This window comes from Globicatella sp. HMSC072A10 (assembly GCF_001811625.1).
Classification (GTDB): domain Bacteria; phylum Bacillota; class Bacilli; order Lactobacillales; family Aerococcaceae; genus Globicatella; species Globicatella sanguinis.
Window position 1 is genome coordinate 5,812 of record NZ_KV805821.1, and the last position, 11,893, is coordinate 17,704.

At 34.0% G+C, this 11,893-nt stretch carries 14 protein-coding genes; 1 reads left to right on the plus strand and 13 read right to left on the minus strand.

The annotated features are described in order from the left end of the window. Positions 1-119 precede the first annotated feature (119 nt). The 13 genes from HMPREF2811_RS10555 to HMPREF2811_RS10610 all read right to left on the minus strand — a co-directional run bounded on the left by HMPREF2811_RS10555 (position 120) and on the right by HMPREF2811_RS10610 (position 10,373). Entirely contained in the window at positions 120-1,079 is a 960-nt protein-coding gene (locus tag HMPREF2811_RS10555) for a DUF697 domain-containing protein (protein WP_066126132.1), read from the minus strand. Positions 1,080-1,635: 556 nt separating this feature from the next. After that, complete coding sequence (locus HMPREF2811_RS11850) at positions 1,636-1,758, minus strand: hypothetical protein (protein WP_256388717.1); 123 nt, start codon at positions 1,756-1,758, stop codon at positions 1,636-1,638. Positions 1,759-1,830: 72 nt separating this feature from the next. Beyond that, positions 1,831-1,971 carry a hypothetical protein gene (locus HMPREF2811_RS11495; protein WP_168164986.1) on the minus strand — a complete coding sequence of 47 codons (141 nt, stop codon included), beginning with the start codon at positions 1,969-1,971 and terminating at the stop codon, positions 1,831-1,833. A gap of 81 nt (positions 1,972-2,052) precedes the next feature. After that, a complete protein-coding gene (locus HMPREF2811_RS10565) occupies positions 2,053-2,706 on the minus strand; it encodes an HAD family hydrolase (protein WP_071409289.1) in 654 nt (217 codons plus the stop codon). Further along, positions 2,703-3,452, minus strand: a complete 750-nt coding sequence (locus HMPREF2811_RS10570) for a hypothetical protein (protein ID WP_071409290.1) — start codon at positions 3,450-3,452, stop codon at positions 2,703-2,705. Before HMPREF2811_RS10570 ends, HMPREF2811_RS10565 begins: the two co-directional genes overlap by 4 nt. A 77-nt stretch (positions 3,453-3,529) precedes the next feature. Continuing rightward, positions 3,530-4,597, minus strand: coding sequence for a mannonate dehydratase (locus HMPREF2811_RS10575; protein ID WP_071409291.1), 1,068 nt, complete (start codon positions 4,595-4,597; stop codon positions 3,530-3,532). A gap of 15 nt (positions 4,598-4,612) precedes the next feature. Next, positions 4,613-5,074, minus strand: coding sequence for a PTS sugar transporter subunit IIA (locus HMPREF2811_RS10580; protein WP_071409292.1), 462 nt, complete (start codon positions 5,072-5,074; stop codon positions 4,613-4,615). Next, entirely contained in the window at positions 5,075-5,959 is an 885-nt protein-coding gene (locus tag HMPREF2811_RS10585) for a hypothetical protein (RefSeq protein ID WP_071409293.1), read from the minus strand. A gap of 14 nt (positions 5,960-5,973) precedes the next feature. Beyond that, positions 5,974-6,486 carry a PTS sugar transporter subunit IIB gene (locus HMPREF2811_RS10590; protein ID WP_071409294.1) on the minus strand — a complete coding sequence of 171 codons (513 nt, stop codon included), beginning with the start codon at positions 6,484-6,486 and terminating at the stop codon, positions 5,974-5,976. Between the two features lie 21 nt (positions 6,487-6,507). After that, positions 6,508-7,365 (minus strand): PTS system mannose/fructose/sorbose family transporter subunit IID, encoded by an 858-nt coding sequence (locus HMPREF2811_RS10595; RefSeq protein WP_066126152.1) that lies wholly within the window; start codon positions 7,363-7,365, stop codon positions 6,508-6,510. 39 nt (positions 7,366-7,404) lie between these two features. After that, complete coding sequence (locus HMPREF2811_RS10600; RefSeq protein ID WP_071409295.1) at positions 7,405-8,256, minus strand: PTS mannose/fructose/sorbose/N-acetylgalactosamine transporter subunit IIC; 852 nt, start codon at positions 8,254-8,256, stop codon at positions 7,405-7,407. An 11-nt stretch (positions 8,257-8,267) separates the two neighbouring features. Next, positions 8,268-9,368, minus strand: coding sequence for an iron-containing alcohol dehydrogenase family protein (locus tag HMPREF2811_RS10605; RefSeq protein ID WP_071409296.1), 1,101 nt, complete (start codon positions 9,366-9,368; stop codon positions 8,268-8,270). A 15-nt stretch (positions 9,369-9,383) separates the two neighbouring features. Further along, entirely contained in the window at positions 9,384-10,373 is a 990-nt protein-coding gene (locus HMPREF2811_RS10610; protein WP_071409297.1) for a D-isomer specific 2-hydroxyacid dehydrogenase family protein, read from the minus strand. 207 nt (positions 10,374-10,580) lie between these two features. Between HMPREF2811_RS10610 and HMPREF2811_RS10615 the strand changes: the two genes are divergently transcribed. Next, positions 10,581-11,459, plus strand: a complete 879-nt coding sequence (locus HMPREF2811_RS10615) for a MurR/RpiR family transcriptional regulator (protein ID WP_066126150.1) — start codon at positions 10,581-10,583, stop codon at positions 11,457-11,459. Positions 11,460-11,893: the final 434 nt, after the last annotated feature.

The window sequence follows — 11,893 nt, forward strand, 5'->3', positions numbered from 1 at the left end:
CGAAAATCATTTGATTTTCTACTTCTTGCCCACTCCCAAAATTTTCCAAAATCATTACTATTGAAATAAAGCAAAATAATTAACCCACATCATTTGACAAAGAGTTATGATAGTTTAATCTATTTTTCAAAAAACCATTTCTTAGGAATGAAACCTTTACCGGCATTTTTCACGGCACTACCGACTGATTTCACCACAACTTTACTATTATTGGATAAGATTTCTCCCATATAGCTAATTGAATTCACGGAGGCACTACGGCGAATTTTATTTTTCTCTTCATTGCGATCCATTCCTAGATACGTTTGGGCAATTAGACCAACTCTCAGCGTTAAGAAGGCATTAATCGAGCCTTCCATTAAACTGGAGACAACTAAATTGGTAATAGGAACCATTCCTGGAATAGCTGAAGCGATACTTTCACCAATCACTGAGGTAATTAAAGGTTCCATTTGTCCTTCAATTAAGTCAGCATCTTCAATCGTGCGAGCCATTAAAACGACCGATGCCACTTGAACATACAGCTTAGCCATGCCTTTTAAAGTAGGTCTTGTTTGATAAAAATTACTTAATTGCCATACCATTCGTAACAACGAAAATAACACGACCAAACTATCTAAAGCACCATTTTGTGAAATTGCGGTTGAAAGAAAGATCGCATTCGCATTTTCCTTGATTAATGGTAAAGAGCGCTCGTGTAATTGGATAAAGGCTTTATCAATCACACTGGATAATGGCATCTCTGTTTGATCAAAATCAAAATCCGCTAAATTAGGATTGTCCTGTAAAATTTCTTTAACCTTCAGCAAATAAATATGAAATTCCGCTTCACTAGCATCATCTGCTAATTCAACAATTTCGGGCTGTTGTCCCCAAGTTTTGTAAATTTTAAAGCCCAGATAAACAAGGCCGATTAATAACAGTCCCGCTACAATCATCCCCATGATAGGATGTAATAATTGGCTAAAGAACTGATAAGTCAACATCAATTGGTTGACAATAAAAAGGGTAAAGATGGCCACTAAGAAATACAAGAGCCATTTTAATAAGCGACTTAAATCTTGCCACCATTTATTCATATTATCATTCCTTTACTGATTCTTTCACACTCTTATTATATCTTAAAAAGCTGACCGAATGTGAAGGGAAGCGTCTTTATGATTTTCAATGCCTAGGGCATTGGGTACAAATGCTTAAAAATTGTTAAAACAAAAGGGGCTGGCGATTTTTGCCATGGAAGTTTAAAGTTTTTTCCTTAGAATACGACAACATACAAAGAACTAATTCTAGTCGATTTGGTGCCTTCGGTATGAGAGTTTAGAGTCTTGCCTTAGAGTACAACAACATACCAAGAACTAATTCTATACGATTTGGCGCCTTTAGGCTTGGGAGTTTAGAGCCTTGCCTTAGAATACAACAACATACCAAGAACTAAAGCTAGGCAATTTAGCGCCTTTGATATGGGGGGTTCAACGCCCTTCCTTTGAGTATCAAAGCATACAAAGACTTTTATAAGGTCTTGCGCGTTTAGGCGTAGAACCCCTTCTTGAGTACTAAATCATATAAAGAGCTAAGTCTATCTTACCGAACAATACCAATAAAAAAATCGGCCTCACGACCGATATTGATAGCCTTTTATGCTGTCAATTGTGCTAAAAACTCTTGTTTCCAACCGATATGCTCATCAAAACATAAGGCAAATTCAAAGTCTTTCACATTTACTTGTACGATAAACTGATTGTGTGCATATCGCACCATCAAGACTAAATCCTCAAGCGTACGACCGAAATACCAAAAATGCTGGTTATCCTCACTATTAGCCTCAATATCTTATTTAATGGTTTCAACTAAAGCTGGTATAGTCTGAGTATCTGTATTAAAGATTAAGCCATATTCATGTTCGGTCATCAGATCGACTTCATACCAATAGTGAATGCTATGGTCATATTGTTGTTTTTCTAGTTGTTTCATTATTACACCTAATTTCCTCTTTAATTTGGATATGATTAGCTAAAATCTGTAATTCGTTTCATAATCTTATTTTATCATATATTAGGATAAGAGTTCATCCAATAATTGATGCATATTCTTATAAGACGTTACTTCTGAATCTTCTATATCCAATGTAAGCCAGTCATTAATAAAATATGTTTTTAATCCGGCAGAGCGAGCGGCTGTAACACCGGTTGGAGAGTCTTCAATTGCAATTACTCCATCTAGTGTTGATCCGGTTTCTTCTAACACTCTGAGATAAATTTCAGGATTAGGTTTTTGATGAGTTATCATATCGCCATAGACTTTAGTTGAAAAATAATGCTGAATATCTAGCTGTCCCGTAATCTTCTCAGCTCTTTCAGTGTAGGAAGTCGTCGCAATAGCTATTGGAATATTATGTTCTTTTAATGTTTCCAAAATTTCTTTAACTCCTGGCATTAATTGAACTTGATTAGTCGCAATCATTTCCAAAATATAAGCTTCACGATATTCTCGCATTTTTTGAGTTAAAGCCGGATCACCAGTACGTTCGGTAATCACACGATTATTATCTACAATACTTTTACCACGCATGCTATTAACGAAATCGAGACCAAAGTCATATCCATAATGTTTAAAGGCATCATCCCATCCTTTAGCATGAATATCTTCTGTATTACATAAGGTACCATCCATATCAAAAATTGCTAATTTTATTTGATCGATTTTCAAACTGTATCCTCCTTCGAATCCATTTTCATATTTTGTTTTTCTAACCTTTCACGTAAACTATCTTCAAACTTAATTTCTTCTTGAAAAATAAACCATTCTAAAACTAATCCAGTAATTAAACAACCTAACAAACAATAGATAAGAATGTTCCCTATTTGCTCAAGCTCTGTCACTGATAATTGTACTACATTTAAAAGAAATTGTAAGGAATAATACCATATTATAAATATAACGAACATCGCGCCAAACTTGAAAAATGGAGCTCTTTGGTCAAGTTGTAATTTACGAAAAACAGGAATCAAGACCATCACTAATAATAACGAGACTGATGCTATTTCTAAAAAAATGAAGGATGCTTTTATACCAACCGTGACCATCGAAATTATAAAAGTTATGATAATTCCTATTATAATCAGTAACTTTTGCCACAAACGATATTTACTAACGATTTTATCGTGTTGCTGTTCCATTTTAGATTTTATTTTTACTCGAACATCCGAAATTTTAGCAGTTCTCTTTTGATTTAATTGTACTAATTCAGCATCATATTGCTGTCTTGATAGCTCATCTTTAAAAACCTCTTGAGCTTGACGTAATTGGGTAATGGTTTCAATATAAATAATGTCACTGATTTCTTCTAAAGCTTGTTGTTGATTGACCGTTTGAAGCTTCTGTATTATCAATGTTTGAATTTCTTTAGTCGATAATTCAGGATTAATCGATAACCATTGATAGTAGTTTTTCATCAAGTATCACCCTTCAAAAAAAAAGAGTAAACCATCTTTCAACATTAAACTGTTAGTCTGGTTTACTCCTTATATTTTTATTCTGCCAATTGTTTCTTACACATTTCATATAAGCCTTGCATATAGCCAATACCGATGGCACGATCATATAAACCATAACCTGGTCGACATACTTCACCCCAGATTGCTCGGCCATGGTCTGGGCGAATAATCCCATCATATCCTACTTCAACCAAAGCTTTCATTATTTCAGCCATATCTAAATCACCTTCAGGCGAATAATGAGCAACTTCCGCAAAATGTTTTTCACCTAAATAGCGAACGTTTCTAAAATGAACGAAATTAATTCGATCTCCCATTTCACGAATGATAGCTGGAATATCATTATTCGGGTCTGCACCTAAAGAACCGGTACAAATCGTTAATCCATGATGTTTTGATTCAGTGATCGATAAGATGCGACGTAAGTCTTCCGCATTTTTAGTAATTCTTGGCCAACCAAAAATTTCCCAAGGTGGATCGTCTTGATGAACCGCTAAATAGACATCCGCTTCTTCACAAGCGTCTATAATCGACTCTATAAAATACTTATAATTTTCAAAGAGTTGTTCTTCTGTAATGCCTTCATACATTTTTGTTAAACGTTCGAATTTATCTAAGCGTTCTTTTTCCCAACCAGATAGTTTAAATCCTCCGGTTTGTTTTTGGACGTGATTAAAGACTTCCGTAGGTTCCATACCATCAATGATACTTTGATCGAAGACTAATCCATATGAACCGTCTTCAAACTGATAATTTAAATCTGTTTTTAGCCAACCGAATACCGGTTTAAAACTATAACAAATAACTTTAACACCACATTGACCTAAATTACGGATTGTTTGAATATAATTTTCAATATACTTATCACGTTCAGCTGTCCCTGCTTTTATCGCATCATGGACCGATACAGATTCAATTCCATGTAATTCTAGTCCTGCTTCATTGACTTGTTTTTTTAACGCTTCAATTTCTTCAATTTCCCAAACGTCGCCTGGTAATTTATTTAACAATGTCCCGACTACTCCATGCATTTGTGGAATCTGACGGATATGCTCAATCGGAATATTGTCATCTTTACCGTACCATCTAAAAGACCATTTCATGAAATCTCTCCTTTCTTAAAAGTCATCATCGAAGTCATCTTCATCAAAGGTTGTTTCTTCAGCTAATTGACTAATATGCCAATGACTGATACCTGATGTTGCTTGTGTTTGAATTGACTCAATTGCTTCTTCAATCGAAGTGCCAATTAATCGTTGATTAACAGCTTCAATTAACATCGGTAAATTAACTCCTGATAACACATGGCATTTACTTTTCAATGAATCTTCTAATCCATTTATGGTCATTAATGACTGATTATATGGACTCGCAGATAATAGATCGGTTAATATTAGGACACCGTCTCCTTGATTAACGGTTTGTATTGCCTTCGCAATATCGTCACCTAATTCCTCGATTGCTTGCCCTTTTTTTAAAACACAAGCTGCTAGTCCTTCTGTGTTACCAAAGATAACATCGACTGAGTCGATTAAACCTTGTGATAATGTTCCGTGAGAAGCTATTACGATGCCAAACATTTAATTTCCTCCTTTAAAATAAGCAATAATCGTATTAATATTCTTCCAATTGACCTCAGTTGAATTTAAATCACCACGATCTAAATAATAACTTTCCGCTGATTTTTGCGAACTGATTATATAATGATAATGACTTGTGCCAGCTTGTGGCATTATTCCAAATTGCTGACATTTATCTTGTTCTTTTTTAGACTGGGTAAAACAATATAATGCGTTATCACTACCAATAGAGTCTAAATAATAGAGTTCGCCTCTCTTCACAAATAATTGCTTTACTAACTCTATTTGTTCAAAACCATAAGTGCCATTTGGAATTAAAATATAAGCAATTCCTGGATCTCTTCGTTGATACATTAACTCCAATATCGCAAGAATGGAAGATGTGTTCCGAACCACATTTTTACGACGACTGACGCCACGAGATACTTTACTCGCTATCAAGAAAAAAGCCATTACAGTGATACTGACTAACCAAGTTTTATAGTCTCTAAAATCGATGGCAAATTGACTAAGTTTTAAATACATAAAAAGTGCCAATAATCCACCTAAAAATAATAATCCAGCCGACATCATGATATATTGAAAGGTTTTTTTCTCTTGTTCTTTCACATCAAAAAAATCATATGAACCAAAGTGTTGTTTCGGTGTATCATAATAGGTTGCCACTACTTGTCGTGCTTTTTTTGGATTTCCTACAATGATAATTTTGCCGAAATCTTGTTTATTATTCGTTAACTCTTTCACTTCGATATCTTCACGAAATTGATAGACATCTTTAACAAATGAATGAATAAAACGATTGATTTGAACGGTTGATTGTCGCTTATTAAAGACAGTACGATAGCGAAATAACCAGTCTTTTAATCGCTCTTCACTTTGATTCATAATATCCCGACTTTCTATAATGTGATGTTAAATTTCCCTAAAACTTCTTTTAAGCTATGTTTTTCAGCAGATGGTGTTTGTTGGAAATAAATATTTTCAACACCATATTGTTGATGCATTTCTTTTAGCATTTCTGCATCTTCTTGATTTATGTATACAGATTTAGTTACACGAATATCTTTAGAAGAATCTTTCTCAGCGACACCACCGATATTCAATTCTTTGATTTCTACTCCGTCTTTTACTAATTCGTACATTGATTTAACTGATTTTGTTAATAAAATACAGTTGTAATCTTTTAAATTATAATCGTGCCAGTAAGATTTCATGCGATCCATAGTCGTTACGATTGTCTTTTGACCCGTACGACTTCCTGCTGACATGTAAATTTCACGCATAAACTTATCCATTGCTACCACATCATCCACCACAAAAATTGAGTTAACTCCATTTCGTTGAGATAAGGTAATCATTACTTGTCCGTGAATCAATCTTTCATCCACGCGAGCTAAATTAATTCGTCCCATAATATACTACTCCTTTTATTGTTATAGAATACCAATTGCTGCTAATACGACTAAAATAGCCGTTAGGATTAATAGAATATTGGTCACTTTTAATCCTTTCTTTTGATAGTAGAAATACACAAACATTACTGTCGCTAGCGGCAAGATACCAGGTAAAATTTTATCTAATAATTCTTGAATGACAAAATCGCGTCCAGAAATGTTAAAAGCAAGTGAAGAGGACACTTTAACATAGTTAGCTGCTAAAATTCCCATCATAAACATCCCTAAAATAGATAATACATCAATAATTTGTTGTAATCCTGAACTTTGTAAAATATCTCCTGCGTCACGACCTAATTTAAATGATGAACGAGCGAAGAATAAACCAATTAAATATTGATAAGTTGCAAACAATACAAATGGAATGATTGCTCCTAATCCAGATCCTGCTTGAGCCCATGGAACTGCAATGGCGATGAAGATATATTGAATAGTACCAGAGTCAATCGCATCACCAATTCCTGCTAAAGCTCCCATTAAACCGGCTTTTGTATTATAAAGTAAGTCATCCGAAACAGTTACTTCTTCACCATTGTATTCTTGTAACGCTCTTTGTTCTTCCATTGAAGCCATTAATCCAGTAATCACTCCACCACCCCATGTTAATTGGGTATTGAAGAATAATAACTGACGTTGATATGCCGCTCTTAGTTGATCTTCATCTTTATATAATTTTCGTAAAATAGGCATTAATGCATATAATAACGAAGCTGCAAGATAACGGTCGAAAGAGTGGGGTATTTCATTGGCCCAATGCCATCTTAAATAAGCTTTTGTTACGTCTTTCGTTGTAATTTTCTCAGGAGCTAAATGTGAATTTTGAGTTGTTTGTTTCATTTCCTTATTAGTTAATTCCATTGTTTTTACCTCCTCTAATTAAAATCCATCGTCAAAACCGTCGTCAAATCCATCATCAAAGGCGTCACCACTTTCAGATGAGCTTGCTGTTGATTTTGCTTCTTTTCCACTTGCTGAACGAGCAGTAACATAAATAATTGCTATCATAATACCAAAGATTGCGTATGTTACCATTGTGATACCTAATGAAGAAAGAGTGACTGAAATGAAATATGCTAAGAAGAAGAAGACTAATAAGTCTTTACGTCCAATAACATAAATCGTGGTCGCGATCCCAATCGCTGCTAACCCTCCACCTACTACGGTTAGAATATGAATAAAGACCGTTCCTTCTAACTTATTCATAAAGTCGGCGATAACAGGTGCACCCCAATAAAGTGAAACAAAGATTAATGGAACGAATAATAAGAATGATGCAATCGTAGGATAAGCTATTACCGTTCTACTGATTTTCTTATCATTAATATTATTTTCTAAAACTGCTGTATCCGTCATTTTACCTATAAAGGTATTTAAGAAGAAACGGAATTGATATAAATATGATCCTAATAATCCAACTGGCACTGCTACCGCAATCGCTGACTCCACGTTCATTTTACTTAATAAAGCAACCGGTACGGCAATTGCAGCTGCAACAGCTGGTTCTTGTGGCATTGAACCACCTGGAGAGAATACCCCCATATAAATTAATTGTAGTCCGGCAGTAATAATCATTGCTTGTTTCACATCTCCCATGACTAACCCACAAATAAAACCAGTCATTAATGGGGAGAAACGAAGCGTTAAGGTCATTCCACCTAATCCACGAGACATAACAGCGGCAACCCAAATCGCAATGAGTAAACTTTGCATTGCTGATAATGTTTCCATAGTAAAACCTCCTATTTATTTATATAATTTTCTAGTTCTAATATTGCTGATTTTAATACACTTTGATTGATTTCAAGAGGAATTAAATGAACTTTCTCTTTGCTATCGATAAATTCAACTAAATTATCGAGTAATTCTCCTTCTTCAATCTCAATATGCATTTCTTTTAATGATTTCGGTAATTTCAATTCATTATATAATGGTAATAATTCATCAATGTCAGCCCAACGTTTTTCGATAGCCATTTGATAAAGAATCCCATAAGCAACAATTTCGCCATGTAAATATTTTTTAACGGCTGGATAATATTTTCCTAAACCATCATGCATGGCATGTGCTGCTGCATTACGAGAATATTTACCTCCTAAGCCACCCACCATACCGGCAATCGCAAAGACAATTTCTGATAAACGATAGAATTCATCACTAATGACTTGATTCTTCATGTCTTCAATTGCTTTGGCCGCATCATTTAAAATTTGGTCTTTGGATAATACGGTAATATGTTGTGCAAGTTGTAAATAATTTTCCTTTTGTAAATGATCTTGTTTTAAAATTGCATCAGATTCATACCATTTTGCAATAGTATCCGCTAATCCAGCTACAAAATATTCAACGGGTGAATCAATAACGAGCTCTGGATCTGTAATTAGAAAAGCAGCCTGTCTTAAGAAATGTTCTGATTTTCCTTCAGATTCACCTGATTCCTTATACATAACAGAAAGTGGCGTCCAAGGAGCACAATTACTTGCTAAGGTTGGTACCACTCCGAAAGGCACGTTCGCAATATGAGCAGCATAACCTACCAAATCGGTTAATTTCCCACCACCAACACCAATAATGAAATCAATTGCTTGTTTTTCAACAATATCTTTAATTAAGCTCGCGCCATGATAACTACATTCACCAGTGTATTGGTGATAGGTGATATCCCCTTCAAAATTATCAATAAAACTTAAAAATGGTTTTGCCTTTTTCCAAGAAATAGTTCCATGCACAATTAAGATATTTTCTGCATGATATTCTTTTAAAAGCTTAGGGATATTTTGAAGTGCACCAATATGATATTGATAAAATGATGGTCCTATTTTTACCTGTAAGTCTGTTAACATGATTATCAAATCTCCTTATTTCATTACTGTTTGAACTGCTGTATGTGGTATTTGTCCATTTACAATCCGTTCAACATCATCTAAACATTTTAAACCCATACCTTCTAAACACTCTAATGTATAAGCCCCTGTATGCGGTGTCATCACTACATTATCGAATTGTAAGTAAGGGTGATCTCCTCGTCCTGGCTCAACTTCTAATACATCTGTACCTAAACCGGCAATTTTTCCTGAAGCAAGTCCTTCGACAATTGCTTCTTCGTCTAATAACGCACCACGAGCTGAGTTTGAAAGATACACATGATCTTTCATTAAATTAATTTGTTCAGTAGAAATCATATGGTAGTTTTCTTCTGTCAAATTCGCACATAAACAGATGATATCAGATTGCTTAAGTAATGTTTCAAAATCAACTTTATGAGCACCGAAACTTTCAATATAAGTTTGTGACTTATAAGGATCATAAGCTAATACATCACATTTATATCCATAACGTGCAATTTCAGCAACACAACTTCCTGTATTACCAATCCCAATGACTCCTAAAGTCTTATTAAATAAAGTACGTCCCACATAACTTGCTCGGTCTTCCCAATGATCTGATTTAACTGCTTTGGTCGATTCAGTCACTCTACGCATTACTGTCAGTAAGTTCGTAATATTTTGCTCGGCAACTGCGCCACGTTCAACTAGAGGAGAAACAATCGAAACAACCGTTCCGCATTCTTTAGCCGCTTCTAAATCGACATTGTTATAACCTATTCCATGACGACTGATAAGCAGTAAATCTTTTTTATTATCAAAGAATTCCCTTGTAAAAAACGGCGTTACACTTGAAATCACAATGTTAAATGGTGCTAACACTTCTGCTAACGCTTTTCCATCAATATCACTATCTACATCAATTCGCTCAACTTCACCAATTTCTTCTAAACGTTCAATGTGTTCAGGAAATATACGCCCATAACTACTTGAATTAACAATTGCAATACGATAATTATTCATCTTACTCTCCTTCATAAATCTCATCCGACAACTAAAATGTTTTTACACCCCCATGGAAGCCTTTTATTTTAAATTCATTATACAATAAATAATATTTTTTGTAAACTCTTTCAAAAATAAAATTTATTTTTTGTTCGATATCTTTTAAAATCTATTTATTTTTAGTATAATAGTCTTAATCAGAACTAAGTAGAAAAGAGGAACATCATGAATGATGATACAACCAATTATTATCTAAAACGTAAAATTAAAGCTTTAGGCAGTTCCTTAACCACGATTGAACAGCAAATTGCAGAATATTTAATTAACTCTGATGATTCAATCGGTAAAATGACTTTAGATGAATTGGCTACTTACATCAATGTTTCTAAGTCTTCCATATTTCAGTTTATAAAAAAATTAGGTTTTGAAGGCTATCAAGATTTTAAAATGTCAGTAGTTAAAAATATTTCTGAAATTCGCAATGATAATTTTTTAAGTAATTATCATGATATTGATCAAAAAGATAATACCTATGATATTGCAATGAAAGTTCTAAACTCGAATGTCCAAGCTTTGCTCGATCTTCGCTATAGTATTTCAGAAGAACAGTTAGATCATATTTTAGAAATAATAAATAAATCTACCACCCTTCATTTCTTTGGTCTTGGTGGTTCCTCGGTTGTGGCTTATGATAGTTACCATAAATTTATGCGTACCAAACATCATGTCAATTATATTCAGGACTATCATATGCAATTATCCTATACCACTAAAATGGGGAAAAACGATTGTGTCTTTATCTTTTCCCATTCTGGTATGACCAGAGAATCAAATATTTTAGCAGAGGAAGTAAAGCGAAATAAAGCGAAACTCATTGTTTTGTCAGGTATCAATCAATCGAATCTCGCACAATTAGCGGACGAAACAGTGATTATAACCACCGAAGAATCCGCCTTTCGAACGGAAGCTTTAATGGCAAGATTGGCATATATTAGTATGATGGACTTCATTTATATTAATGTGATGTTAACGGATCAAAAAAGAAATAACGAATCAATCGAAAACATTCGTAAAAGTTTACAAAGTTCTCGTATTCAATCGTAATTATTTAGAAGAATTCATAACACTTTTACAAGTAATGGTTTCAAAATGAAGGTATGGAGTTTTAAGTTTCACTGTTTTAAATTAAATAAATAGTAAAATAAATTTATACCATGTGTAATGATGTTTATACATGGTATTTTTTATTGTTAGGCTATGGCAAATCTCATTCATTCAACACAATAAAATAGGTAGACTCATTATGTCGCTTTCAACTTATTAAATTTGTCATATATTTTAATCGTAATTTATCCACTATGATAATTCTTCGTTGAGTCTGGGCATAAGCTTGATAAATTTAGTCAAGTTTATTGTTCGTTAATTAATAGCGCAGTGGTTGAAGTGGCCTCGAACTTCGTCTTAAAGACTTGTTTGAGGCCACTCAACTGTGCGGGGGGGTGGGAAGACGAAGCGAAAATCATTTAATTTTCTACTTC